22 protein-coding genes and 2 tRNA genes are annotated in these 23,958 nt (G+C 65.7%); 19 read left to right on the plus strand and 5 right to left on the minus strand.

Annotation, left to right across the window (positions count from 1 at the left end; all coding sequences use genetic code 11):
- Positions 1–147 precede the first annotated feature (147 nt).
- Entirely contained in the window at positions 148–900 is a 753-nt protein-coding gene (locus tag OU11_RS06205) for a hypothetical protein (protein WP_081963491.1), read from the plus strand.
- A gap of 125 nt (positions 901–1,025) precedes the next feature.
- Here the strand turns inward: OU11_RS06205 and OU11_RS06210 are convergent, their stop codons facing one another.
- Both OU11_RS06210 and OU11_RS06215 read right to left on the minus strand, forming a co-directional pair.
- The gene (locus tag OU11_RS06210; RefSeq protein ID WP_033507188.1) at positions 1,026–1,520 is read right to left on the minus strand and encodes an inorganic diphosphatase; all 495 of its coding nucleotides are present in this window, start codon (positions 1,518–1,520) and stop codon (positions 1,026–1,028) included.
- Positions 1,521–1,581: 61 nt separating this feature from the next.
- Positions 1,582–3,594, minus strand: a complete 2,013-nt coding sequence (locus OU11_RS06215) for an alpha-1,4-glucan--maltose-1-phosphate maltosyltransferase (protein WP_373869302.1) — start codon at positions 3,592–3,594, stop codon at positions 1,582–1,584.
- Between the two features lie 389 nt (positions 3,595–3,983).
- Here OU11_RS06215 and OU11_RS06220 point away from each other — a divergent pair, with 389 nt between their 5' ends.
- Positions 3,984–5,885, plus strand: coding sequence for a hypothetical protein (locus tag OU11_RS06220; RefSeq protein ID WP_033515323.1), 1,902 nt, complete (start codon positions 3,984–3,986; stop codon positions 5,883–5,885).
- Positions 5,886–5,922: 37 nt separating this feature from the next.
- Positions 5,923–6,105 carry a MerR family transcriptional regulator gene (locus tag OU11_RS06225; RefSeq protein WP_033515325.1) on the plus strand — a complete coding sequence of 61 codons (183 nt, stop codon included), beginning with the start codon at positions 5,923–5,925 and terminating at the stop codon, positions 6,103–6,105.
- Positions 6,106–6,289: 184 nt separating this feature from the next.
- Here OU11_RS06225 and OU11_RS06230 read toward each other — a convergent pair.
- Positions 6,290–6,363, minus strand: a tRNA-Met gene (locus OU11_RS06230).
- 152 nt (positions 6,364–6,515) lie between these two features.
- Here OU11_RS06230 and OU11_RS06235 point away from each other — a divergent pair.
- The 10 genes from OU11_RS06235 (at position 6,516) to nucS (ending at position 15,734) form a co-directional block, all read left to right on the plus strand.
- Positions 6,516–7,565: a homoserine O-succinyltransferase gene (locus OU11_RS06235; RefSeq protein WP_033515327.1), complete on the plus strand. Its 1,050-nt coding sequence runs from the start codon at positions 6,516–6,518 to the stop codon at positions 7,563–7,565.
- A gap of 233 nt (positions 7,566–7,798) precedes the next feature.
- A complete protein-coding gene (gene atpB / locus OU11_RS06240; RefSeq protein WP_033515328.1) occupies positions 7,799–8,608 on the plus strand; it encodes a F0F1 ATP synthase subunit A in 810 nt (269 codons plus the stop codon).
- 80 nt (positions 8,609–8,688) lie between these two features.
- On the plus strand, positions 8,689–8,919 hold the full coding sequence (gene atpE, locus OU11_RS06245) for an ATP synthase F0 subunit C (RefSeq protein WP_033507200.1): 231 nt from the start codon (positions 8,689–8,691) through the stop codon (positions 8,917–8,919).
- A gap of 55 nt (positions 8,920–8,974) precedes the next feature.
- Complete coding sequence (locus tag OU11_RS06250; RefSeq protein ID WP_033507202.1) at positions 8,975–9,505, plus strand: F0F1 ATP synthase subunit B; 531 nt, start codon at positions 8,975–8,977, stop codon at positions 9,503–9,505.
- Between the two features lie 44 nt (positions 9,506–9,549).
- A complete protein-coding gene (locus OU11_RS06255) occupies positions 9,550–10,383 on the plus strand; it encodes a F0F1 ATP synthase subunit delta (protein WP_033515330.1) in 834 nt (277 codons plus the stop codon).
- A gap of 44 nt (positions 10,384–10,427) precedes the next feature.
- On the plus strand, positions 10,428–12,104 hold the full coding sequence (gene atpA / locus OU11_RS06260) for a F0F1 ATP synthase subunit alpha (RefSeq protein ID WP_033515332.1): 1,677 nt from the start codon (positions 10,428–10,430) through the stop codon (positions 12,102–12,104).
- Between the two features lie 2 nt (positions 12,105–12,106).
- Positions 12,107–13,027: a F0F1 ATP synthase subunit gamma gene (locus tag OU11_RS06265; protein ID WP_033515333.1), complete on the plus strand. Its 921-nt coding sequence runs from the start codon at positions 12,107–12,109 to the stop codon at positions 13,025–13,027.
- Between the two features lie 9 nt (positions 13,028–13,036).
- The gene (atpD, locus tag OU11_RS06270; RefSeq protein ID WP_033515335.1) at positions 13,037–14,521 is read left to right on the plus strand and encodes a F0F1 ATP synthase subunit beta; all 1,485 of its coding nucleotides are present in this window, start codon (positions 13,037–13,039) and stop codon (positions 14,519–14,521) included.
- The gene (locus OU11_RS06275) at positions 14,521–14,817 is read left to right on the plus strand and encodes a F0F1 ATP synthase subunit epsilon (protein WP_033515337.1); all 297 of its coding nucleotides are present in this window, start codon (positions 14,521–14,523) and stop codon (positions 14,815–14,817) included. Before atpD ends, OU11_RS06275 begins: the two co-directional genes overlap by 1 nt.
- Before the next feature lie 212 nt (positions 14,818–15,029).
- The gene (gene nucS, locus OU11_RS06280; RefSeq protein WP_033515339.1) at positions 15,030–15,734 is read left to right on the plus strand and encodes an endonuclease NucS; all 705 of its coding nucleotides are present in this window, start codon (positions 15,030–15,032) and stop codon (positions 15,732–15,734) included.
- Between the two features lie 96 nt (positions 15,735–15,830).
- Here the strand turns inward: nucS and OU11_RS06285 are convergent, their stop codons facing one another.
- On the minus strand, positions 15,831–16,805 hold the full coding sequence (locus OU11_RS06285) for an FKBP-type peptidyl-prolyl cis-trans isomerase (RefSeq protein ID WP_193786875.1): 975 nt from the start codon (positions 16,803–16,805) through the stop codon (positions 15,831–15,833).
- 81 nt (positions 16,806–16,886) lie between these two features.
- On the opposite strand from OU11_RS06285, the gene OU11_RS06290 reads away from it, so the two are divergent.
- From OU11_RS06290 to OU11_RS06300, 3 genes are all read left to right on the plus strand, one after another.
- On the plus strand, positions 16,887–18,098 hold the full coding sequence (locus tag OU11_RS06290; protein WP_052122738.1) for a hypothetical protein: 1,212 nt from the start codon (positions 16,887–16,889) through the stop codon (positions 18,096–18,098).
- Between the two features lies 1 nt (position 18,099).
- Positions 18,100–19,104, plus strand: a complete 1,005-nt coding sequence (locus OU11_RS06295) for a DUF8094 domain-containing protein (protein ID WP_033515341.1) — start codon at positions 18,100–18,102, stop codon at positions 19,102–19,104.
- 210 nt (positions 19,105–19,314) lie between these two features.
- The gene (locus tag OU11_RS06300) at positions 19,315–20,271 is read left to right on the plus strand and encodes a tetratricopeptide repeat protein (RefSeq protein ID WP_033515423.1); all 957 of its coding nucleotides are present in this window, start codon (positions 19,315–19,317) and stop codon (positions 20,269–20,271) included.
- A gap of 88 nt (positions 20,272–20,359) precedes the next feature.
- Here OU11_RS06300 and OU11_RS06305 read toward each other — a convergent pair whose 3' ends face one another.
- A complete protein-coding gene (locus OU11_RS06305) occupies positions 20,360–20,986 on the minus strand; it encodes a CYTH domain-containing protein (RefSeq protein WP_033515343.1) in 627 nt (208 codons plus the stop codon).
- Positions 20,987–21,100: 114 nt separating this feature from the next.
- Here OU11_RS06305 and OU11_RS06310 point away from each other — a divergent pair.
- The 3 genes from OU11_RS06310 to argS all read left to right on the plus strand — a co-directional run bounded on the left by OU11_RS06310 (position 21,101) and on the right by argS (position 23,830).
- Positions 21,101–21,176, plus strand: a tRNA-Arg gene (locus OU11_RS06310).
- Between the two features lie 371 nt (positions 21,177–21,547).
- The gene (locus OU11_RS06315; protein WP_033515345.1) at positions 21,548–21,934 is read left to right on the plus strand and encodes a Rid family detoxifying hydrolase; all 387 of its coding nucleotides are present in this window, start codon (positions 21,548–21,550) and stop codon (positions 21,932–21,934) included.
- 99 nt (positions 21,935–22,033) lie between these two features.
- A complete protein-coding gene (gene argS / locus OU11_RS06320; RefSeq protein ID WP_033515347.1) occupies positions 22,034–23,830 on the plus strand; it encodes an arginine--tRNA ligase in 1,797 nt (598 codons plus the stop codon).
- The last annotated feature ends 128 nt before the right edge of the window (positions 23,831–23,958 follow it).

Consider the following 23,958-nt stretch of genomic DNA (forward strand, 5'->3'; position numbering starts at 1 on the left):
GCGATTGCGCCGCTGGCTTGGATTGTACGTGCGGGTTCGGCCAAAACGGCGGATATGGCGCAGTATGTGGACATCGTCGACTACATTGGTTACACAGGAACGATGCGATCGCCCTGACGGGCAATCACCCTGAGGAAAGGGGCGGCCATGGCCGGAACGCAGGCGTCGACGGCGGGTAACGGCGTGATCCCGTGGTCCCGAGTGGTGCCGGAACAGATCTGCGCCTATGCGGCGTTGTTCGCGGCGTCGATGATCTCCCCGATGCGTGACGCGAGCGGGGCCGTGAGCGTGACGTTCGCGGTGGTTCCCGTGGCGGTGATCATGGTGGTGTTCATCTGGCATTCGCCACTGCGGGATGGTATGGCGGGGCGTCTGATCGCCGGGATCGGCGGCGTGTTGTCGTTGGCGTGCGCGGTGGTGCGGACGTTGGGCCATGTGTTCTTCCCCGCGGTCGCCACCGGGGCCGAAAGCTCGTCGTCGGCCGTGCTGTATCCGCAGGAGACGTGGGCCGCAGGCGTCGTGGGGTTGCTGGTGCTGCTGGTGCTGGTGTCGTTTGGTCGGCAGATGGCCCGTGAGGACCGGTCCCATCTGATCCGGTCGTTGTCTCACGGGGTGACCGACGGGGTGGCGATGATCGCCGCGCCCGGGTGGTGTTTCCTGCCCGACCTGATTGTGGCGTGCCGTGGCGGCGTGTCCGGAAACGCCGCGGTGGCGGCTTGGGCTGGCTGCGCGGTGATTGTGGTGCTGGCGGTGCTGCTGGGGGCCGCCTCCTGCAAGTGGGCGTGCGATGTGAATCCGACGCCGAGGGTCGCGCGGCCGTGGCTGGGTGTCGGGCTGATGCCGGTGCTGTTCATGGGGCCGGTGGTGGCGGTCGCCAGCCTGGTTGTGGAACTGGTGTAATCCGACGCCGGCGGGCCAGCCGTCGCTGGCTTGGGCCGCTACATGCTCGGATGCCGATGCATATACGTGCGGGGGCGCACGGCATGTCACCGTGCGCCCCCGCAATCATCTGGTGGGGAGACGAATCACTCGCCCTGGGCGGCGAGGCGCTCCTTGGCGGCCACGATCTCCTTCTCGGCCTCGGCGACGCCGGCCCAGTAGTCGCCGGGCATGACTTCCTTGCCGGGCTCCAGGGCCTTGTACTGCTCGAAGAAGTGCTTGATTTCGGCCTTGTGGTACTCGGAGACGTCGTCGATGTCCTTGATGTCGTCGAAACGCACGTCGGCGGGCACGCACAGCACCTTGTCGTCGCCGCCGGCCTCGTCGACCATGTGGTACAGGCCCACGGCGCGGCACTCGACCACGCAGCCCGGGAACACCGAGTTCGGGATCATGACCAGGGCGTCGAGCGGATCGCCGTCCTCGCCGAGGGTGCCGTCGATGTAGCCGTAGTCGTCCGGGTAGCCCATCGAGGTGAACAGCGTGCGGTCCAGGAACACGCGGCCGGTCTCATGGTCGACCTCGTACTTGTTCTTGGAACCACGCGGGATCTCCACCACGACGTTGAAGGTTTCTGCCATTGTCTTCCTCCTTAGGAAGGTCAGCTGGATGTTCGTTACCTACGATACCTCAGTGCGGGCTTCAGCCCTGGACGCTGAGGATGTGCGCCACGTCGGCCCACGGGGCGAGCGAGACGAAGTTGTCCCAGCCCCACTGGAACTCGCGGCCGGTCAGCTCGTCGCGCACGGTGACGGCACGGTCGGTCGGCAGACCGAGCTCGGGCAGTTCGATGTGCACGGTGGACTGGTGCGCGTTGTAGCCGTCCAGGTTCACGATCACGATCAGCGTGTCAGCCTGACCGGTGCCGGTCAGTTCGGCCGGCGTGTGGCGGGCGAACGCCAGGATGGACGGATCCGAGGTGGGCAGCACCGTCAGGTTGTGGTAGCTGTGGGTGGCCGGATGGTTGCGGCGAATCTCGTTGAGCGAGCCGAGCAGTTCGGCGATGCCGTACTTGTCCGCCTCCTTCCAGTCACGCACCTTGATCTCGTACTTCTCGTTGTCGATCTGCTCCTCGAAGCCCGGACGCTGGCGGTTCTCGATCAGCTCGTAGCCGTTGTAGATGCCCCACGAGGGCGATCCCATGGCGGCGAGCACCGCGCGCACGGCGTGGCCGGCGATGCCGTTGTCGCGCACGTAGGCGGTCAGGATGTCCGGCGTGGTGGGCCAGAAGGTGTTGTGCTGGTAGTAGCCCTCGTTGCCGTTGGTTTCGAGCAGGTACTCGGCCAGCTCCTCCTTGGTGTTGCGCCACGGGAAGTAGCAGTGCGACTGCGTGAAGCCCACGTAGCTCAACGCACGCATCATGCCCGGGCGGGTGAACGCCTCGGCCAGGAACAGGACCTCCGGATGCTTCTTGGTCACCGCGGCGATGACGTCCTGCCAGAAGCGCACCGGCTTGGTGTGCGGGTTGTCGATGCGGAAGATCGTCACGCCCGCCTCGATCCACAGGTTCATGATGCGCTCGACCTCGCGCTCGATGCCGGGCATGTCCGCGTTGAAGTCGATCGGATAGATGTCCTGGTACTTCTTCGGCGGGTTCTCGGCGAACGCGATCGTGCCGTCCGGCTTGATGCGGAACCAGTTCGGATGCTGCTTGACCCACGGATGGTCGGGGGAGCACTGCAGCGCGAAGTCGAGCGCGATCTCCAGACCCAGCTCGTGGGCGTGGGCCACGAACGCCTTGAAGTCGTCCATCGTACCCAGCAGCGGGTCCACCGTGTCATGGCCGCCGAGCTCGGAGCCGATGCCGAACGGGGAGCCCGGGTCGTGCGGGCCGGCCACAAGCGAATTGTTGCGGCCCTTGCGGTTGGTCACGCCGATCGGGAAGATCGGCGGCAGGTAGACGATGTCGAACCCCTCTTCGGCGGCACGGTCCAGACCGGTGAGCGCGGTCTTGAAATTGCCCTGCACGATTGTGCCGTCCTCGGCACGGTACGCGCCTTCGGAACGCGGGAAGAACTGGTACCAGGCGGCGAAGCTGGACTTCGGACGCTCGACCTTGAAGCGCTGCGGGCGGCTCTCGGAGATGCCGTCGCGCAGCGGGTGCGTCTTATGCAACGCCTCGATGCGCGGGTTGTCGGCCTCGGCGAGCCTGGCGGCGGCCGGACGGTCCTTGTCCGACATGCGCTCGGCGGCCTGCTCCAGATGCTTGCGGTCGCGGGCGGACAGATGCGCGTCCGCGGTGTGCGCCCAACGGTTGAGCATCTCGGCGCCGGTCTCCAGGGCGTTCTCCACGTCGTCGCCGACCTGCACCTTGATGCGGGCGTCGTGCAGCCAGGAGGTGTAGGTGTCCTCCCAGCCCTCGATGGTTACGGTCCACTCGCCCAGCTGGCGCTTGACGGCGGCGTAGTCCTCATCCCAGGGCTTCAGGTCGCTGTGCTCGCCCGCCTTGAGCATGACGGTCCACCGGTCGAGACCGGGGTTCGCGCAGGTCATCGCCGCGCGCTGCATCTCACGTCCGCGCGGATTGCGCAGCACGGCGGTGGCACCGACCTTGGTGCGGCCTTCGATGAACACCTGCGCGGTGACCTCGAACGGCTCGCCGAGCTCGACGCGGGCGGGGAACATGCCCTGCTCGGCGCTCGGGGTCACGTCCATGACCACGATGCGGCCGAACTGTTCGGGCGAAGTGACGGGGATGGTGGGGGCGGGGACCTCGCCGGCGGCCATAGACTTGGCGGCGGTGGAAGTCGCGGCCGATGCCGTCTGGGTCCTCGTCGTGCGCTTGCGTGTGCTCCTCTTGGGAGCGGGTTTCTCACTAGCTGTGCGCTTGGATGCGCTGTTGTTTGTAGCCATAGTGCCCATTGTAGAGGTCGGGTGCCCTAGCGGGGGTCTGCGTCCCACAAGCCGTTCGGATCGGTTATCCACAACACGCCCGAATCCGGAATCGTTCGACCACATCGTCCGGATTCGCCCACCTGCGGAGTCGATCTGTGGCAGGCTCGGAGATAACCCATGGGAGGGATGGGTTGTCGAAAGGAAGATCGATGACATCGAGATTGCGCAGACCGATGGCGGTGGCCTTGGGGATCGTCGCCGCACTGGCGTTGTGCTTCGGGCCGCCGGCCGCGGCGTACGCCGCTACGCTAGCCGCCCCGTCGAAAGGCACGTACCTGACGTATCGCTATGGCGGACAGACCTTATATGTAGGGGCGATCGGCACCTCGGAGCAGGGACACGTCTACTGCATCGAGGCCGGCAAGGCCTCCGACCCCTCATACGAGAGGACGAAGCCCATCCCGGACGGCGACGATTCCCGCCGCATCGCCTGGCTCGCCGAACGATACCGGGATTCGCGGGACCCTCAGGTCCATGCCGGCATCGGCGTGCTCGCCCACCAGCATTTCGACCGCAACCCGCAGATGTGGAGCCGGCATTGGTCCGCAATCCGACAGCAGCACCCGGATCTGGAGGGCGTGGCCGAACGGTTGTGGAACGAGGCCGGGCAGGGCATGCCGGCGGACGTGCAGGCATCATACGCGTATGGTGAGGGCCTGCGATCCGGCACCATCGACGTGTCCGTGGCCAACGGATCCGGCGAGCCCGTGGCCGGCGTGCAGTATCGGGTGACGTTGGACGGCCCCGCCGAGTTCGACGGCGGCGGCCGGAGCATCGAGGGCGTGTCGGTGGAACAGCCGGTGCGCCACGCCTGGCATGCCACCGGCGTCGGGGACGTGACCGTGTCCACCGCATACTCCCGTGCCACGCTGCAGCTGCTGGTGAGCAACCAGGACTACGTCCAGCTTGGCGATTCCACGGAGATTACCGGCACCGGCATCCGGTTCGCCGTGCGCAAGGACTTCACCCCGACCCTGACCACGCAGACGTCCTCCACGATCGTCGATCCGGGCGACCGGATCGTCGACACGGTGACCTCCGGCGTGGCGGGGGAGCAGGATCATTGGAAACCCGGCCTGACGTTGCAGGCCACCGGCTGGTACTTCGACGGCATCCCGTCCGACAGGCTGGACGACGCCATGGCGCCGGAATCCGGCGAAAGCGCCAAGGACTTCCTGAAACGTCTGGAAGCCGCCGGATACCAGCCTTCGGCCCACGGTGAGGCGACCTTCGATGCCCCCGGACGGCAGGTGAACGTGACGGCGCTCGCCGAGGACGGCACGCCCTACGCCGCCCCGGCGGACGGCGGGTTCGGCACCTGGGTGTGGGCGTTCGAACGCAGCCGGCAAAGCGACGAAGCCCGCGCATACCTGTTGCACGACGTGGTCAGCGGCTTCTTGGACGCCACGGAGACCAACGCGAACAGGGCCCAGCCATCCGTATCGTCAACCGTCACCGAACACTCGGCGACGGAAGGCACCGAACTGGACGACACCATCACCGTCACGGGATTCCCCGACGACCACGGATCCTTCGCCGGCAACGACGTCTACGGCGTCGGCGCGGACACCCCGTATGCCCAGGTGCGCGTCTGGTGGGCGGGCGACGCGGACGATCCCACCAAGGACGACGACTACCGCCCGGACAGTGCCCGGGAACCCGAGGAGGACGACCACCACCGGCTCATCGGCACCTGGGACTACCCGGCGGCCAATGGCACCATACGAGTCGGCGGCGGCGAGCCCGACGCCCACGGCAACCCGGTGCACATCACCGCCGAGACCCACGGATGGTACATATTCGTCTACGAATTCGCCGGAGACGACCGCGTCATGCCCGTAATCAGCGCCTATGACGATGCCTGGGAGCGCACCCGGGTGGAACGCGTCGACACGCCGACGCCGCAGATCCACGTCGAACAGCCGGCGATCACGCCAACACCGGACCGATTGCCCGAAGCGGGCGCCGGCGTGCTGACCGTGGCCGGCATCACGGCTGCCGCGCTCGCGGTCGGGGCATTCATGCTGGTGATGATCCGTCGGCGATCATAGCCCACGGTTCCGGTCGCGGTTGGACGAATACGACAGGATGAACGGGCTCGCGCCCATCCCCCCGTTGGTGTCGGTCACCGAGGCCGCCGCCACGCTCGGCGTCACCCGCCAGAGGGTCCTGCAGATGATCCATGAGGGTACCGTCAACGGATGGGCGCTGTCCCACGCCGAGATTGACAATCTGGCGGCGAAAAAGTACGCTATCAATTCGTCTCATTAGACTTAATCACCGAACACATAAGGCATTACACGATAGGGCGCCGCAGTCGATACGCTGCGGCGCCCTATCGTATTGCCTCCCGCCGCGTTTGCGGACGGTGGATTGTCGGCCCATATTGCACGCAAGTTGTTTTGATACGCGAAAGGCCGTCACCTCATGAGGAGATGACGGCCTGCGACACCAGTAGCGGGGCATGGATTTGAACCATGGACCTCTGGGTTATGAGCCCAGCGAGCTACCGAGCTGCTCCACCCCGCGTCGGCTTGCCTTGCGGCAGCTCTATCTACGATAGGAGCTGTCTGCGGAAAGTCAAGTCGGCGTGTCGTGTGAGGGCCGTCGTGTGTGGGCTGTCGTACGCGGCAGGACACCTGCCCCGCCGCGCCGGTCGCCCGTTTGCCATAATGGGAACCATGCCTATCAAGATTCCCAGCGGCCTGCCGGCCAGAGCCATCCTCGATTCGGAACGCATCTTCGCGTTGGAGAAGCCCGAGGCGGAGCGTCAGCGCGTCCGTCCGCTCAGGCTGGTGATCCTGAATCTCATGCCCAAGAAGATCGAGACGGAGACCCAGCTGCTGCGTCTGATCTCCAAGTCGCCGCTGCAGGTGGAGATCGACTTCATGAAGACCTCCACGCATGAGTCCACCCATGTCAGCGCCGACCACTTGGTCAAGTTCTACGAAACGCTCGACGCGTTTCGAGACAACTACTACGACGGTTTCGTGGTCACCGGCGCGCCGGTGGAACACATGGACTTCGAACAGGTCGACTACTGGGATGAGTTCAAGGCGATTCTGGACTGGGCCGGGTCCCACGTATTCTCCACCATGTATCTGTGCTGGGGGGCGATGGCCGCGCTCAATTACCGGTACGGCGTGCGCAAGCGTGACCTGCCGACCAAGCTGTTCGGCGTGTTCCCGCAGTATCTGCAGGATGAGTACTGTTTCCTGACCAACGGGTTCGACGAAATCGCCCTGCAGCCCCACTCGCGTCTGGCGGGCGTGGATGAGGGCGACGTGGCCGCCAACCCCGACCTGCAGGTGCTGACCTGGGGGCCCGAATCCGGCCCCGGACTGATCGCCACGCGCGATTTCTCCGAAGTGTTCGCGCTGGGCCACTGGGAATACGGCAAGACCACGCTCGCCGAGGAGTATGAGCGTGACATGGCCAAGGGGCTGACCAACGTGCCGTTCCCGAAGAACTACTTCCCCCATGACGACCCGTCGCTGGAACCGTTGTTCTCCTGGCGCGCCCACGCCAACCTGCTGTGGCGCAACTGGCTCAATTGGGTATATCAGACCACGCCATACGATGTGACCGAGGTGCCGCGGCTGCGCGCCGAGAAGCGGTTGGGCACCGACCGGTCGATCCGCCATGAGCCGGGCGCCCCTCGCACCGACGGGTTCCGACCCTTCCTCGACGACGGATACGGGGTGGTGCGGGCGGCGGCGACCACGATGTGAACGCCTGGATTGTGAAGAAAATCGATGCCGTCGGCTGGAGTGTCGCGTTGATGGCAGGAAGTCGGGGCCGGTGGTAGTATGCGTATCCAGCCGTTCGGAACCGACTCCGATTCCCCGTGGGGACTGTCGGAGTCACGTTCCGCAACCGGGATGGACGGAAGTAACCGTAACGTCACATTTCGCCCGTTCTGTTGGGTTACACTGACAGCAGACACGAAACAGGAGGCGAGAGTATGGGTTCAGTGAGCGACGCGATGCTGCTGGCGGCCGAATCGGGGCCGCATCTTCCCTCCGTGAGCGACTTCCTGCCTCCGGAGATCCTGTTCGAGGGCACGCCGTTCGCCATCAACCGCATCATTCTGGTACGCCTGGTGGCCACCGTTATCATGCTGACGGTCCTGATCATCACCGCGCGCCGCGCCAAGGTCATTCCCGGCCGTTGGCAGGCTGCGGTCGAATGGCTGCTCGATTACATCCGCGACAACATCATCTATCAGGTCATGGGGCCGATTCGCGGTCGCCGTTACGTGCCGATGATCACCACCATCTTCATGACGGTGTTCATCTTCAATCTGTGCGGCATCATCCCCGGTATGAACATCGCGGCCACCGCTTCGGTGGTGATGCCGCTGGCCTTCGCGCTGTGGGTGTTCGTGCAGTATTGGCGCGCCGGCATCAAGGAGCACGGCTTGGGCGGCTTCCTCAAGGAGGAGCTGTTCCCCGCCGGAGTTCCGTGGCCGATCTACATCATCCTGACTCCTGTGCAGCTGCTTGAGCTCGTGCTGATTCGCCCGATCTCGCTGACGGTGCGACTGTTCGCCAACATGGTCGCCGGACATCTGCTGGTCGCCACCTGTTATGCGTTCACCCAGTTCTATCTGATTGAATCCGCGGGCGCCGCGGTCAAGGTCGGTGGCGCGTTGTGGCTGTGCGGCGGTCTGGTGTTCACCTGCTTCGAGATGTTCGTGGCCGCATTGCAGGCATACGTGTTCGCGATTCTCGCCACGGTCTACATCAACCAGAGCTACCCGGAGGCGGAGTAGCCCGGAATATACAGATTTCGGCCCGTGGAGGTCACGGTGCCGTTCGGAATTGTCAGATTTCGGTAAGAAAGGACAACACCATGGATATCATCACCCTCGCCGAAGTTGCCGGTAACATCAGCCTGATTGGTTACGGCATCGCCGCTCTGGGCCCTGGCCTGGGCATCGGCATCGTGGTCGGCAAGGCTCTTGAGTCCACCGCCCGCCAGCCCGAGGTCGCCGGCCGTCTGCAGACCCTCATGCTGATCGGTGCCGCCATGATCGAGCTTCTGGGCCTGCTGGGCTTCGTTGCGTTCATGCTGGCGATGTGATCCGGAGCTGTTCGCTCATCATTGACGGCAGCCCGGTAAACAGAAAGGAGAAGCCATGCCGCTAGCGGAGGAAGAAGTTTCGGGAATCGCGTTGTTCATTCCCGAGATCTACGACATCGTGTGGTCGCTGGTCGTTCTCATCGTCATCGCCGTGGCGTTCTATGTGGTGATCATGCCGAAGTTCCAGGCCGTGTTCGATGAACGCGCCGCCCGGATCGAAGGTGGCATCGCCAAGGCCGAGCAGGCTCAGCGTGAGGCTGAGGACACAAAGCGCAAGTATGAGGAGCAGCTGAGCCAGGCGCGCGTCGAAGCGTCCAAGATTCGCGACGACGCCCGTAGCGAGGCCTCCCACATCATCGCCGACGCTCGTTCCCGTGCCGAGTCCGAAGCGGAACAGATCACCGCCAACGCGCAGCGAGCCATCGAATCGCAGCAGCAGCAGGCGATGGTCAGCCTTAAGGGCGAGATCGGCACCCTGGCCACCGCGCTTGCCGGCAAGATCCTTGGCGCCAAGTTGCAGGACAACGCCACCCAGTCCGCGATGATCGACCAGATGATCGCCGATCTGGACGATGACAAGCAGTGACCGGCGTATCCGACCACGGGAATATGAGGAAAGGGAGGTGACAGATGCGAGGAGAGGCCTCACGTATCGCCGACCGCGTCTCGCGTGACTCGCTGGCCCCGAAGCTTCGGGCCACGGCTGAGGACGCGTGGCGTATCGGTAACGAGCTGTTCTCGGTCACCAATGTGCTCGATCGCAATATCAGGCTCGAACGCGCCCTCACCGACCCATCGCGTCCGGTGGAGGACAAGGTCGCGCTGCTGAACAAGCTGGTCGGCGACCAGGCCCACGAGATGACGATGGAGATCCTCACCGATCTGGTCGGTCGCCGGTGGAGCCGCGTCTCGGACATCGCGAACGCCGTCGAGGATTTCGGCGTGGACGGCATGATGTACTATGCCGACGCCACCGACGCCACGCTGCAGGTCTCGATCGAGCTGGCCGAGCTGCATTCGGCCTTGCTCAACCTGCCGGTGATCCGCTCCGGCCTGAGCAGCGACCGCGCCCCCGCCGAGGCCCGCATCAAGCTGCTGTACGCGCTGGTCGGGAACAAGGACCTCAACAAGGTCACCATGCGTCTGGCGGAGCACGCCGCATGCAATCCGCGCAACCGCAGGTACCTGTCCACGATTCACTGGCTGATCAACAAGTTCTCCCGTCATATGGGCGAGTCGATGGTCACCGTGACCACCGCCGCGCCGCTGAAGCAGGAGCAGGTCGACAAGTTGATCGCCGTGTATTCGAAGAAGCTCGGACGTCCGGTGCACATCAATTCGAACGTCGACCCCACGGTGATCGGCGGCATGCGCATCGAAATCGGCGACGAGGTGACCGACAACACCGTGGTGGCCCAGCTGCAGCAGCTGCAGCGCCGCGTGACCAACGGGATGCGGACCTGAGAGACGTACCAGACAACATAACAAAGAACCAATAAGGAGTGATCATGGCAGAACTGACCATTGATCCCGCCGCGATACGCAGTGCGCTCGAGGATTTCGTCGAGTCGTACAAGCCGAGCGACACACCCACCCAGGAAGTGGGCTATGTGGCCACGGCCGGCGATGGCATTGCGCACGTGGAGGGACTGCCTGGTTGCATGGCCAACGAGCTGCTGACCTTCGAGGACGGCACCCTCGGCCTGGCGTTCAACCTGGACGCCCGCGAGATCGGCGTGGTCATCCTCGGCGACTTCGCAGGCATCGAGGAAGGCCAGGAGGTCCGTCGTACCGGTGAGGTGCTGTCCGTGCCGGTGGGCGACGGCTACCTTGGCCGCGTGGTGGACCCGCTGGGCAACCCGATCGACGGCCTGGGCGAGATCAAGAGCGAAGGCCGCCGTATCCTGGAGGCGCAGGCGCCCGACGTCATGCACCGCCATCCGGTCGACGAGCCGATGTCCACCGGTCTGAAGGCCATCGACGCGATGACGCCGATCGGCCGCGGCCAGCGCCAGCTCATCATTGGCGACCGCCAGACCGGCAAGACCGCCATCGCGATCGATACGATCATCAACCAGAAGGCGAACTGGGAGAGCGGTGACCCGAAGAAGCAGGTCCGCTGCATCTACGTGGCCATCGGCCAGAAGGGCTCGACCATCGCCTCGGTCAAGCAGAGCCTTGAGGAATCCGGCGCCATGGAGTACACGACGATCGTGGCCTCCCCGGCCTCCGACTCCGCCGGCTTCAAGTACATCGCCCCGTACACCGGCTCGGCCATCGGCCAGCACTGGATGTACAACGGCAAGCACGTGCTCATCGTCTTCGACGACCTGTCGAAGCAGGCTGAAGCCTACCGTTCGATCTCGCTGCTGCTGCGCCGCCCGCCGGGGCGCGAGGCCTACCCGGGCGACGTGTTCTACCTGCACTCCCGTCTGCTGGAACGCTGCGCGAAGCTCTCCGACGATCTGGGCGGCGGTTCGATGACCGGCCTGCCGATCATCGAGACCAAGGCGAACGACGTCTCCGCGTACATCCCGACCAACGTGATCTCCATCACCGACGGCCAGATCTTCCTGCAGTCCGACCTGTTCAACGCCAACCAGCGCCCGGCCGTGGACGTCGGCATCTCGGTGTCCCGAGTCGGCGGCGCGGCGCAGACCAAGGCGCTGAAGAAGGTCTCGGGCACGCTGAAGATCTCGCTGGCGCAGTACCGCTCGCTGGAATCCTTCGCGATGTTCGCCTCCGATCTGGATGCGGCCTCGAAGGCGCAGCTGACGCGCGGCGCCCGACTGACCGAGCTGTTGAAGCAGCCGCAGTTCTCGCCGTACTCGATGGAGCAGGAGGTCGTGTCGGTGTGGGCCGGCACGCACGGCAAGCTCGACGATCTCGAGCTGGACGACGTGCTGCCGTTCGAACGTGGTCTGCTGGACTACCTCGACCACAACACCGACATCCTCAAGACGATCCGTGAGACCGAGGACTTCACGGCCGACACCGAGGCCGCCCTGGACAAGGCGGTCGACGACTTCCGCGCCACGTTCGTGACCGGCGCGGGCAAGCCGCTGATCGAGAAGAAGACGGTTCCGGCCAAGCCGACCCCGGTGGAGCAGGAGCGCATCGTGGCCAAGGCCGAGCGCCCCGAGCATGATCCGGACAAGCATCCGATGGCAGGGGAGAAGAAGTAGGCATGGGATCGCAGCTCGCATTCAAGTCAAGGATCGCCTCCACCGCGTCGCTTGAGAAGATCTTCAACGCGCAGGAGATGATCGCGTCTTCGCACATCGCCAAGGCCCGTCAGGTCGCGATGGACGCGAAGCCGTATGCTGATGCGATCTTCGATGCCGTCCAGGCGGTGGTGGCCCACGGCCATATCTCGCACCCGATCGTGCGCAAGGAGGAGAACAACCCCAAGGTTGCGGTCCTCGCGCTCACCTCGGACCGAGGCATGGCCGGCCCCTATACCTCGTCGATCATCCGCGAGACGGAGTCGTTGCTCGGCCGCCTCGACGCGGCTGGCAAGGAGCCGGAACTCTACGTGTACGGTCGTCGCGGCGTGACGTACTACAAGTACCGCAACCGCGACATCGTGCGGACGTGGGAGGGTGACACCGACAAGCCCGGCGTCGAGGTCGCCGACTCGATCTCCAACGCGCTGATGGACGCCTACATGCGTCCGGCGGCGGAGGGCGGCGTCTCGGAGCTGTACATCGTCTACACCGAGTTCATCAACATGGTGGTGCAGAAGGTGCGCGTGCTGCGCATGCTGCCGGTGGAGCTCATCGAGGCCGAGACCACGCTGGGCGACGACCCGGATCTGGCCGCGGTCGAAGGGGTCTCCCCGCTGTACATCTTCGAGCCCAGCATCGAGGAAGTGCTTGACGTGGTGCTGCCGAAGTACATCCGCTCGCGCATCCACGAGTGCCTGCTCGAGGCCGCGGCCTCGGAGACGGCCAGTCGACAGAACGCCATGCACACCGCCACGGACAACGCGCGGAAGCTGATCGACGACCTGACCCGCAAGCTCAACGCCTCGCGCCAGGCCTCGATCACCCAGGAACTCACCGAAATCATCGGCAGCGCCGACGCGCTGAACACAAAGGAAGAGTAGGAACGCGAAATGGCTGAGAACCAGACCACAGCGGCTCCCCAGGCGACGGACGAGTCGCTGATCACCGGACACGTCACGCGTATCCAGGGATCGGTCATCGACGTCGAATTCCCGGTGGGCCACCTGCCCGACATCTACAACGCCCTGAAGGTGAAGATCAACAGCGTGGGCAGCACCGAAGGTGAGACCCTGCACGAGATCACCCTCGAGGTGGAGCAGCATCTGGGCGATTCCACCGTGCGCGCCGTAGCGCTGAAGCCGACCGACGGCCTCGTGCGCGGCGCCGTCGTCACTGATACCGGCGGCCCGATTCAGGTGCCGGTCGGCGACATCACCAAGGGACACGTCTTCGACGTCTCCGGCAACATCCTGAACAAGAAGGATGACGAGACGATCACCATCACCGAGCGTTGGCCGATTCATCGCAACCCGCCGGCGTTCGACCAGCTGGAGTCCAAGACCCAGATGTTCGAGACCGGCATCAAGGTCATCGATCTGCTCACCCCGTACGTGCAGGGCGGCAAGATCGGCCTGTTCGGCGGCGCGGGCGTCGGCAAGACCGTGCTGATCCAGGAGATGATCCAGCGCGTGGCCCAGAACCACGGCGGCGTCTCCGTGTTCGCCGGCGTCGGCGAGCGCACCCGTGAGGGCAACGACCTGATCGGCGAGATGGAGGAAGCCGGCGTGCTCGAGAAGACCGCGCTGGTCTTCGGCCAGATGGACGAGCCGCCGGGGACCCGTCTGCGCGTCCCGCTGACCGCTCTGACGATGGCGGAGTACTTCCGCGACGTGCAGAACCAGGACGTGCTGCTGTTCATCGACAACATCTTCCGCTTCACCCAGGCGGGTTCCGAGGTCTCCACGCTGCTCGGCCGCATGCCGTCCGCCGTGGGCTACCAGCCGAACCTGGCCGACGAGATGGGCTCCCTGCAGGAGCGCATCACCTCGACGCGCGGCCACTCGATCACCTCGCTGCAGGCCATCTACGTGCCGGCCGACGATTACACCGACCCGGCCCCGGCCACGACCTTCGCCCATCTGGACGCGACCACCGAGTTGTCCCGCGACATCGCGTCCAAGGGCATCTACCCGGCCGTGGACCCGCTGGCCTCCACCTCGCGCATCCTGGACCCGCGCTACGTGGGCCAGGCGCATTACGAGTGCGCGAACCGCGTCAAGGCGATCCTGCAGCGCAACAAGGAGCTGCAGGACATCATCGCCCTGATCGGCATCGACGAGCTCGGCGAGGAGGACAAGACCACCGTCAACCGCGCCCGCAAGATCGAGCAGTTCCTCGGCCAGAACTTCTACGTGGCCGAGAAGTTCACCGGTCGTCCGGGCTCGTACGTGCCGGCCGAGGAGACCATCGAGGCCTTCACCCGCATCTGCGACGGCGTCTATGACGAGGTGCCGGAGCAGGCGTTCTCGGGCATCGGCGGCATCGACGACCTCGAGCGCCGTTGGCACGACATGCAGAAGGAATACGGTGCGTGATGGCTGGTTCGACTATGCAGGTGAACATCGTCGCCGCCGACCATCCGGTATGGGCGGGGCAGGCGAAGTCCGTTGTCATCCCCGCGTATGAGGGTGCGATGGGCATCCTGCCGAACCATCAGCCGGTGCTGACGCTGTTCCAGGAAGGCGTGGTGACGGTCATCGACACCAACGACGAGAAGCACGAGTTCGAAGTCACCGACGGGTTCATCTCGTTCGACTCGAACAAGCTCACCGTCGCCGTGGAACGCGGTCGCGACGTCGTCCGTCGCACCACGGACACGGTCGCGGAGTAACCTTCCCGCCGTTTTGCACTCACCCTCCCGCCCTCCGCGGGAGGGTTTTTCCATTCCTCCCCGCCCCCGTCCTCGTTTCCGGACTCTGATCTATTCACCATAAGGTCAGAATCTCGAAACGTTGGAATATCAACGGTTTTGGAGATAGATCAGGGTCACGATGTGTCAGAGTCCGGGAGAGGGGACCGGGGAATGGGGTATCGTGGTGGCTTGTGCGAATCATAGTTGCCGATTGTTCCGCCGAGTATTCCGGCCGTCTGAACGCGTCCCTGCCCCCCGCCAAACGCGTGCTGCTCATCAAGGCCGACAACAGCCTGCTGATTTTCTCCGAGTTGGGCTCGTACAAGCCGCTGAACTGGATGACCGCCCCGTGCACGATCAAGGAGATCGAGCCCGCCGGCGCGGACGACGACGTGGACACCGCGGTGCCGCAGAAGGTGCTGCGCGTCGCCGCAGACAAATCCAGCGACGTCCTCGAGGTCACGCTGCAGCACATCTACAGCGACGAATCCTATGACCTGGGCGAGGATCCGGGCCTGGTCAAGGACGGCGTCGAGGACCACCTCCAGCGCTATCTGGCCGAGCAGATCGAACGCATCGGCGAAGGCGCCACGCTGGTGCGGCGCGAATACCCCACCGCCATCGGCCCGGTGGACATCATGGCGGTGGACGCCTCCGGCCAGCACGTGGCCATCGAGATTAAACGGCACGGCGGCATCGACGGCGTGGAACAGCTGACCCGGTACTGCGAGCTGCTCAACCGCGATCCGCTGCTGGCCCCGGTGCGCGGCATTTTCGCCGCGCAGACCATCACGCCGCAGGCGCGTGTGCTGGCGCAGGACCGCGGCTTCGAATGCCTGATTCTGGACTATGACGAGATGAAGGGCGTGGAATCGGACGAGATCCGGCTGTTCTGATGCTGGGCGAGGTTCGCACTACCTCGAGGTTCAACACAAAGGCCCGCGGAATTCCGCGGGCCTTGATCTACAACCTTGAGGTAGTGCGAACCCAGGTCAGTAGGTTGCCAGGATATCGACCACGAACACCAGCGTGGCGCCGCCCGGAATCGTGTCTCCGGAGCCGGAATCGCCGTAGCCGAGGTCCGAGGGCACGATCAGCAGCACCTGCGAGCCCACGGTCTGCCCGGCCAGGCCCTGGCTCCATCCCTCGATCACCTGGGTGAGCGAGAAGTCGGAGGGCTCGCCGCGGTCCCAGGAGGAGTCGAACTGGGTGCCGTCCAGCAGCCAGCCGGTGTAGTGGGCGCGCACGTAGCTTCCCTCCTTCACCTCCTTGCCGTCGCCCTTGATGAGGGTCTGCACCACCAGCTCGTCCACGTCGCCCTGGCCGTTCATATCGATCGAAGGCTTGCCGCCCTTGTCGAGCGTGACCTTCGGCAGGTCGGCCGGGATGTCGGTGACGGCCTCGCCTTCGGCGCGGGTCGGGTCGGTGGACTGGGAGATGATCGTCATCACCCAGACATACGGGGTTTCGCCGTCGTTCGAGCCGATGGCGAAGGTGGCGTTGATCTTCTGCTCCGCGATCAGCGCGTACAGCGGCGACTGCGAGATCGCATCCTCGGTCACCAGCGCGGAGCAGTCGGGGGTGTCGTCCTCCCAGGTGCTCGCCATCTCCGAACCATCGTTGAGATTGACGGCGATGCCCTGCATACACACGCGGTTGCCGACCTCGACCTGATCGCCATTACCCTTTTGGAGAACCGCGTACGCGCCGTCCTCCACGCTCATCGGGGCATGGAATTTGACGGTCGGCTTCTGGCCGGGTTCGCCCTCGGCCAGAAGCCCGGCGATCTGCGGCAGGTCTTTCAGCGCGTCGGAGCTGGACTGCGCGGAATCGTTGGCATTGCTGGAATCGCCGGTGTCGTCGGCGCCGTTCTCGCCGCCGCAGGCGGTCAGTGTGGCGCACATGGCCAGTGCGCACAGCACCGCCATCAGCCTGGCGGTCAGGGACGTGGATGTCTTGTTCTGCATGGCACCAACAGTACCGTCCAGCCCTGATTTCCGACTGTTTCCCGGCTCTGGGGGATGGCCTGACGGTAGAATGACGTTGTTATGACTGTTGAAGAACGCGAACAAGAAGAGCCGCAGGTCCCGGCCGCCCCGTCGCGCCGCGCCAGGATCATGCGTTTCGTGGTCACGCCCATCCTCGGCGTGATCGCCGTGGCCTGCATTGTGCTCGGAGTGCTGAACGCCACGATCTGGAAGCCGGATCGTGATATCACCGCCGAAGCGTCCGTTTCCGGCACCCGGTATGTGGTCACCGACCCCGGGGTGTTGGGCCTGGTCGACGATGCGGTGACTATGACTGTGACCGGCGGGAACGCCGAGGCGACGGTATGCACCGCCATCGGTTCGATGAAGGATGTCGCCGGCTGGCTGTCCGGTACCCCGTACGTCCGCGTCACCGGACTGAGCGAATGGACCGTGCTGTCCACCACGGACGCCGAGGCGCAGGGCGAGAGCCTGGCCGGCGACGGCGATGTGGCGTTCGCCGATTCGGATATGTGGACCTCGGTGGCGTGCGACACCGGCGGTGTGACCGTTGAGGCCACCGACGAGGATTCGTCGCGCGTCGCGCTGGTGGATCTGGGCGAGGACGAGGCCAGCGCCGACATCGCCATGCAGTGGGTGCGTCAGTCCCTGCCGAACTATGCGCTGCCGTTCTATATCGGCGGCGGGGTCAGCGCCGTGCTGGCCGTGCTGTCCGCCACGGTGCTCGCGATGCCGTGGGGTGGCCGTCGCAAGCGTGAGACCGAGCCGGAGGAGCAGCCGTCCGACGGGGAGCCGACGATCGTCGACCCCGCCGCGCGCAACCTGGTGGCCGACCAGCTGGAATCCTCCGATACCGCGGAAGCGGCCGCGGACGCCTCGGAGGATGCGTCCGGCGACGTCTCCGACGGCGGGGACGACGCGGATGCCGATGTCTCCGACCAGACGTCCGTGATCTCCCAGGATGAGCTGATGGCGTATTTCGCCCGTTTCGCGCAGGAGGACACCAAGTCCGACGCGGCCGGCACCCAGGACGCGGACGCGTCGGTGTCGACCGATGCCGCCGCCGAGCCTGATGCCGACGACCCCGCGGACGAGACCCCTTCCCCGGAGGGTCTGTCCTTCAGTCCGATGCCGGGCGAGCCGGAGTCGCCGGCCCCTCCCGCCCCGCCGGTCGACATCCCCGAACTCTCGTTCGACGGTCTGGTGACGATGCTCCCGCAGGATGATGAACCGTCCGCCGCGCAATCCGATGATGTCAAGGAAGGGGAATGATATGCGTACCCGTATGACGACGATGCTCGCCGCGGCGCTGGCCGTGGGCCTGACGCTCGGTCTGGGCGCGTGCGACGGGCAGCTCCCCGAGCCGCAGGCCGCCTCCGCGGAGGTGGACCAGATGCCGGATCTGACGCCGGAACAGGAGCAGAAGATCCGTACCGCCGTGCTGGAGACGCTGGACAAGGCGACGCAGGACATGAACGGCGAGGGCCTGGGCGTCCGCGTCACCGGCCCGATGCTGGAGGTGCGCAACAGCGCGATCACGGTCGGCAAGGCCACCGGCGGATTGGACAAGACCAACACGATCCCGACGGATATGATGCAGACCGTCATCCCGACCGATTCGGGCTGGCCGCGCACGATGTACACGATCACCACCACCACCGAGGACCAGCAGTCGCAGCGTCTGCTGGTGTTCACGCAGGATTCGCCGCGCCAGAACTACAAGCTGTGGGGCGTGGCCCGTCTGTTCCCCGGCGCGCAGCTGCCGCGGTTCACCGTGCCGGAGATCGGCACCCAGATGGGTCTGCCGAACGACACGGGTCTGGTCGCCACCCCGCAGGAGGCGGTGGAACGGTATGCGGATGTGCTGCAGAACGGCTCGAACAGCGAGTTCGCCGACCAGTTCGCGGACGATTCGCTGCGCCAGACCATCGCGTCGGTGGCCCAGACCGTGCAGGAGGGCATGGAACGCAACAACGGCACGCAGTCGCAGACGTTCACCGCGGTTCCGGACGCCATCAAGATCATGCGCTCCAGCGACGGCGGCGACCTGGTCGTGGCCCAGATCAACTCCGAGTGGACCCGCGCCGCGGGCGACGGGCGTGAGTCGCTGCCTGCCTCCGACGAGGAGGAGGCCCTGTTCGGCGATGGCACCGCCACCAGCACGATGAAGGTGACCTATGTGAACATCGTGGCGTTGTATGTGCCGCCGGAGGACTCCGGCGAGCAGATCACGGCCGTCGGCGCCGAACGCAAGCCGATCAAGGTCGAGGCGGTCTGATTCCGCCTGCTCCGCAACGGCCGCAACCATGACCGGAACCCCGCCCAGGTGCGGGGTTCCGCCGTTTTCGGGCAGATGGCGCACGGATATGCGTGCAGGCGGTTGCGTGTGGAGCGCGGCGCGGCGCTATGCCGTCGGGGAAGCGCGCTCGCGTTGGCGGCTCGATGGAGTAAGTTGTGAATCAGTATCGTTCTCGAGTTTGGAGGCATGATGGCAGGTCGGCAGCGGCAGTTCAATCCGGGTGTATCCCTGGCGGGCGCGGTGGATCTGGAGGCGTTGAAGCACCAGGTCACGGCGGAGCCGGGCCAGGTCGGCGGCGCGCCGGCGGCCGGCGGCTACGTCATCGACACGACGGAGAACACGTTCCAGGCCATGGTGCAGACCTCGGCCACGTTCCCGATTCTCCTGCTGCTGTGGATCCCGACCGATGACCGTCTGTTCCCGATGGCCAAGGCCCTGGGCGACGCGGTCAATGCGATGAACGGCCAGTTGCAGCTCTCCCGCATCGACATCGCCGCGTTCCCGGCGGTGGCGCAGGCGTTCGGCATCCAGGGCGCGCCGGCGTTGTTCGCCCTGATCAACGGCCGTCCGATGCCGCTGATGCAGGGGGTGCCGTCGGATGCGGAGATGCAGCAGATTGTCGACGAGGTGATGCCGAAGATCGTGCAGGTGGCGCAGCAGGCCGGGGTGACGGGCACGGCGCCGTATGCGGGCGATTCGGATGCCGATGCGGCCCCGGCCCCGGAGCAGATGGTGCCGCCGGCGCACGAGGAGGCGCATCGCCTGGCGATGGAGGGGGACTATTCCGGCGCCGCGGCCGCGTACGACAAGGTGCTGGAGGCCGATCCGAACGACGCGTTGGCCGCCCGCGAACGTGCGAAGGCGCTGCTGCTGGCCCGTTCCGCGAACGCCGACGTGCGTCAGGTGCGTGCCGCCGCGGCCGAGCGTCCCGATGACGTGGAGGCGCAGATGGCCGTGGCCGATATCGACATGATCGGCGGGCAGATCCAGGACGCGTTCGACCGTCTGCTGGATTATCTCGCCGCCGGGCACCGCGATCAGATCGAACCGGTGCGTGTGCGCCTGCTTGAATATTTCGCCATCCCCGACCCGTCCGACGAACGGCTCAGGCGTGCCCGTCGCCGCCTGGCCACCCTGATGTACTGATGCGCCCCTGATGGGACTCTGCCCCTGCTGATGTGGTTGCCGGCGGCCGATGTACGGCCGCCGCATTGCCCGGAGGGCGGAACGGGCGTCAGCGCACCGTGTGGCGGATGCGGTTGCGACCGAAGACCTGCTGGAACTGCGGGCCGTGCTCGGCCAGCTCGCGCTCGAACTCGCCCTCCCACGCCGCATAGGGGTTGGAGGCCAATCCGTCGTTCGAGAATCGCGCCTGGTCGGTCACTTCGGTCACGCAGAACGAGGGAATGGCCAGATTCGTGACCGGGCCGCTGCGTTCCGCCTCGGCGATGACCAGCGGGGCGTTCGAGCCGCCGAATACGTCGATGTTCCACCCGTCCTCGTCGATCCAGGCCGAATAGCGGTTCTTGATGATGATCTCGCCGCCGCGTCTGACGAGTTCGACGGCGACGCGCGTATCGATCTCACGCTCCGCCTCGTAGCGGGTGCCGCCCACGGCGGGGCCTTTGATGGTCACGAACGCCTGGGAGAACAGGTCGCGGCATTGTTCGAGCACGTCGAGCGGATCGGTGTCTCGGGTCATCGGGACGCGGGCCTTGCGGGTCTGCAGGCGGATGCGCAGCGCGTAGTTGTCGGCATGGACGTAATAGCTTTGCGCGATCAGCGTCGGCGCATCACCGTCGTCGAGCTGGGGCGGCATTTCGCGGCAGAAGAAGCGGCGCTCATACTCGAAATCATCCATGTACCCAGTCTAGTGCGAAACGCCGCGGAATTCCGGCAATCTTACGATGTGTCCGGATAGTGGCCGCCTGCTGGCGCGCGCAAAGTCGCGGCAACGTGTAAAGTAGAGGGGCACGGGTCCGTAGCTCAGTGGATAGAGCGTCTGTCTCCGGAACAGAAGGTCGTGAGTTCGAACCTCATCGGGCCCACCATGCAACCCCGGTACGAGTTGATGACAAGTCATCCGCGTACCGGGGTTCTTTGGATTTGGTGGCTCTGCCGGTTTCGCGCGTGTACGTGTTTTGCGGCTGGCTGGTTTGGTTTGGCATGGTTTCGGACTGGAGACAGGCGGAGCCATCTTGGCTCCATCCGTACTCCATCTGTCACCGGCGTGCGACGTGACTCCCAGCCCGCGTCCAATGTGCATCGTGGTCTGCGATTGGGTGGCGTCCGCGCCGACGCCGTGGTGTCCGGAGCGTGAGGCGGAGGCGTCGCGTTCCGGCATCGGGGTGGTATCGTGGCCGCATCCGCCGACCGGAGGCCTTGCCGGTCGGGCCGACCGACATACCGTAAGGAGGGTCATATGACTGCCATCGAAGAGATCGCCACCGCATCCGCCCCCGCCGCGCTCGGCGCATACAGCCAGGCCGTGAAGGCCAATGGTTTCGTGTTCGTGTCCGGCCAGCTGGGCATCGACCCGGCCACCGGCGAGCTGGCCGGCGAGACCGCTGCCGAGCAGGCGGCCCAGTCGCTGAGGAACATCGCCAACATCCTGGCCGCCGCCGGTGCCGACATGACCCATGTGGTGCGCACCACCATCTATCTGAAGAACGTGGGGGATTTCGCCGAGGTCAACGCCCGCTACGCCGAGGTGTTCACCGGCTCGGTCAAGCCGGCCCGCTGCGCGTTCGGCGGCAACGACATCCCCAAGGGCGCGCTCGTCGAGATCGACGCCATCGCCGCCCTGTGACGTTCGGCCTCGACTGCGGGTCCCGGCCCCGAACCGCCCGTGGACGCTCCGCGCCTACGGGCGGTTCCGCTGTCAGGCCGCCCGCTATCCTTGGATAGCATGAGTCCAGAAGCGCTGAGTGAACTGATTTCGACCATCGCCCACGACCTTGTCGCGCAAGGCAAGGCGGGCGACCTGACCGACGACCTGATCCCGCCCGTTGACAAGCTGACCGTGATGCGCCCGAAGGATCGCGCGCACGGCGACTGGGCGTCCAACATCGCCATGCAGCTGGCCAAGAAGGCCGGCATGAAGCCGCGCGACCTGGCCGAGCCGTTCGCGGCCGCGCTCGCGGAGGCCGACGGCGTCAAGTCCGTGGAGGTCGCCGGCCCCGGCTTCATCAACATCACCCTCGACTCCGCCTCCGCCGCGGCCGTGGTCGACAAGGTCCTGGCCGAAGGCGCCGCGTTCGGCCGCAACGACCATCTGGGCGGCGAGACGCTGAACCTGGAGTTCGTCTCCGCCAACCCGACCGGCCCGATCCACATCGGCGGCACCCGCTGGGCCGCCGTAGGCGACTCGATGGCCCGCGTGCTCGAGGCCAACGGCGCCAAGGTGGTGCGCGAATACTACTTCAACGACCACGGCGAGCAGATCAACCGCTTCGCCAAGTCCCTGGTGGCTGCCGCCCACGGCGAGGAGTGCCCGGCCGACGGCTACAAGGGCGCCTACATCGACGAGATCGCCCAGCGTGTGATCGACGAGGCGAAGGCCGACGGCATCGACGTGCTCGAGCTGCCGCGCGTCGACGGCGGTGTGGACGGTGACGGCAACCCGCTCGGCGAGGGGGATTCCGAACAGCGCGAGGAGTTCCGCAAGCGCGCCGTGCCGATGATGTTCGCCGAGATCCGCGAATCGATGAAGAACTTCCGTGTGAAGTTCGATGTGTGGTTCCACGAGAACAGCCTGTACGAGGACGGCGAGGTCGAACGCGCGATCGCCGACCTGCGCGAGCGCGGCGACATCTTCGAGCAGGACGGCGCCACCTGGTTCGCCTCCACCAAGCACGGCGACGACAAGGACCGCGTCATCGTCAAGTCCGACGGCAACTACGCGTATTTCGCCGCCGACATCGCCTACTACCGCAACAAGCGCCACCGCGAGCAGGATCCGGCCGACGTGGCCATCTACATGCTCGGCGCCGACCACCACGGCTATATCGGCCGCATGATGGCCATGTGCGCCGCGTTCGGCGACGAACCGGGCAAGAACATGCAGATCCTCATCGGCCAGCTGGTCAACGTGATGAAGGACGGCAAGCCCGTGCGCATGTCGAAGCGCGCCGGCAACGTGGTCACGATCGACGACCTGGTGGAGGCCGTCGGCGTGGACGCCGCCCGCTACTCGCTGGCCCGCACCGACTACAACACGCCGGTCGACATCGACCTGGACCTGCTGGCCTCGCACACCAATGAGAACCCGGTGTACTACGTGCAGTACGCGCACGCCCGCGGCTGCAATGTGGACCGCAACGCGGCCGACGCCGGCATCACCACCGAGGGCGCGGATCTGGCGCTGCTCGACACCGAGGCGGACGGCGAGGTGCTCGCCGCGCTCGCCCAGTGGCCGGCGCTGCTCGCCCAGGCGGGCGACCTGCGCGCCCCGCACCGCGTGGCCCACTATCTGGAGGACCTGGCCGCCACCTACCACAAGTGGTACAACGTGGAGCGCGTGGTGCCGATGGCGCTGACCGACCCGGAGGAGCGCCAGGACGACGCCGCCCGCGAGGCGCTGCGTATCGCCAAGTGCCCGGAGCCGGCCCGCGCCGCCGCGCGACTGAAGCTCAACGACGCCGTGCGCACCGTGATCGCCGCCGGCCTGGACCTGCTGGGCGTCGAAGCACCGGAGAAGATGTAACGGCATGATGCCCCGCCATCGGACACCGTTCCGAGGCGGGGCATCGCGCATAACGGAGCGAATGGCGCGTAACAGCACGTATACCGGGCCGATGGTACCGGTTCACGCCGGGGATGCGCCCACATGAT

The sequence above is a fragment of the Bifidobacterium pullorum DSM 20433 genome, assembly GCF_000771405.1.
Lineage (GTDB): Bacteria > Actinomycetota > Actinomycetes > Actinomycetales > Bifidobacteriaceae > Bifidobacterium > Bifidobacterium pullorum.

Bases quoted from the DNA above. Each gene is read 5' to 3' on its own strand.
- OU11_RS06210 (WP_033507188.1), bottom strand. From the start codon at position 1,520: ATGGCAGAAACCTTCAACGTCGTGGTGGAGATCCCGCGTGGTTCCAAG.
- OU11_RS06215 (WP_373869302.1), bottom strand. From the start codon at position 3,594: ATGGACGTGACCCCGAGCGCCGAGCAGGGCATGTTCCCCGCCCGCGTC.
- OU11_RS06290 (WP_052122738.1), top strand. From the start codon at position 16,887: ATGACTGTTGAAGAACGCGAACAAGAAGAGCCGCAGGTCCCGGCCGCC.
- argS (WP_033515347.1), top strand. From the start codon at position 22,034: ATGAGTCCAGAAGCGCTGAGTGAACTGATTTCGACCATCGCCCACGAC.
- OU11_RS06285 (WP_193786875.1), bottom strand. From the start codon at position 16,805: ATGCAGAACAAGACATCCACGTCCCTGACCGCCAGGCTGATGGCGGTG.
- OU11_RS06225 (WP_033515325.1), top strand. From the start codon at position 5,923: ATGAACGGGCTCGCGCCCATCCCCCCGTTGGTGTCGGTCACCGAGGCC.
- OU11_RS06300 (WP_033515423.1), top strand. From the start codon at position 19,315: ATGGCAGGTCGGCAGCGGCAGTTCAATCCGGGTGTATCCCTGGCGGGC.
- OU11_RS06220 (WP_033515323.1), top strand. From the start codon at position 3,984: ATGACATCGAGATTGCGCAGACCGATGGCGGTGGCCTTGGGGATCGTC.
- atpD (WP_033515335.1), top strand. From the start codon at position 13,037: ATGGCTGAGAACCAGACCACAGCGGCTCCCCAGGCGACGGACGAGTCG.
- OU11_RS06255 (WP_033515330.1), top strand. From the start codon at position 9,550: ATGCGAGGAGAGGCCTCACGTATCGCCGACCGCGTCTCGCGTGACTCG.
- OU11_RS06265 (WP_033515333.1), top strand. From the start codon at position 12,107: ATGGGATCGCAGCTCGCATTCAAGTCAAGGATCGCCTCCACCGCGTCG.
- OU11_RS06315 (WP_033515345.1), top strand. From the start codon at position 21,548: ATGACTGCCATCGAAGAGATCGCCACCGCATCCGCCCCCGCCGCGCTC.
- OU11_RS06275 (WP_033515337.1), top strand. From the start codon at position 14,521: ATGGCTGGTTCGACTATGCAGGTGAACATCGTCGCCGCCGACCATCCG.
- OU11_RS06205 (WP_081963491.1), top strand. From the start codon at position 148: ATGGCCGGAACGCAGGCGTCGACGGCGGGTAACGGCGTGATCCCGTGG.
- atpA (WP_033515332.1), top strand. From the start codon at position 10,428: ATGGCAGAACTGACCATTGATCCCGCCGCGATACGCAGTGCGCTCGAG.
- OU11_RS06305 (WP_033515343.1), bottom strand. From the start codon at position 20,986: ATGGATGATTTCGAGTATGAGCGCCGCTTCTTCTGCCGCGAAATGCCG.
- atpE (WP_033507200.1), top strand. From the start codon at position 8,689: ATGGATATCATCACCCTCGCCGAAGTTGCCGGTAACATCAGCCTGATT.
- atpB (WP_033515328.1), top strand. From the start codon at position 7,799: ATGGGTTCAGTGAGCGACGCGATGCTGCTGGCGGCCGAATCGGGGCCG.
- OU11_RS06235 (WP_033515327.1), top strand. From the start codon at position 6,516: ATGCCTATCAAGATTCCCAGCGGCCTGCCGGCCAGAGCCATCCTCGAT.
- OU11_RS06295 (WP_033515341.1), top strand. From the start codon at position 18,100: ATGCGTACCCGTATGACGACGATGCTCGCCGCGGCGCTGGCCGTGGGC.
- OU11_RS06250 (WP_033507202.1), top strand. From the start codon at position 8,975: ATGCCGCTAGCGGAGGAAGAAGTTTCGGGAATCGCGTTGTTCATTCCC.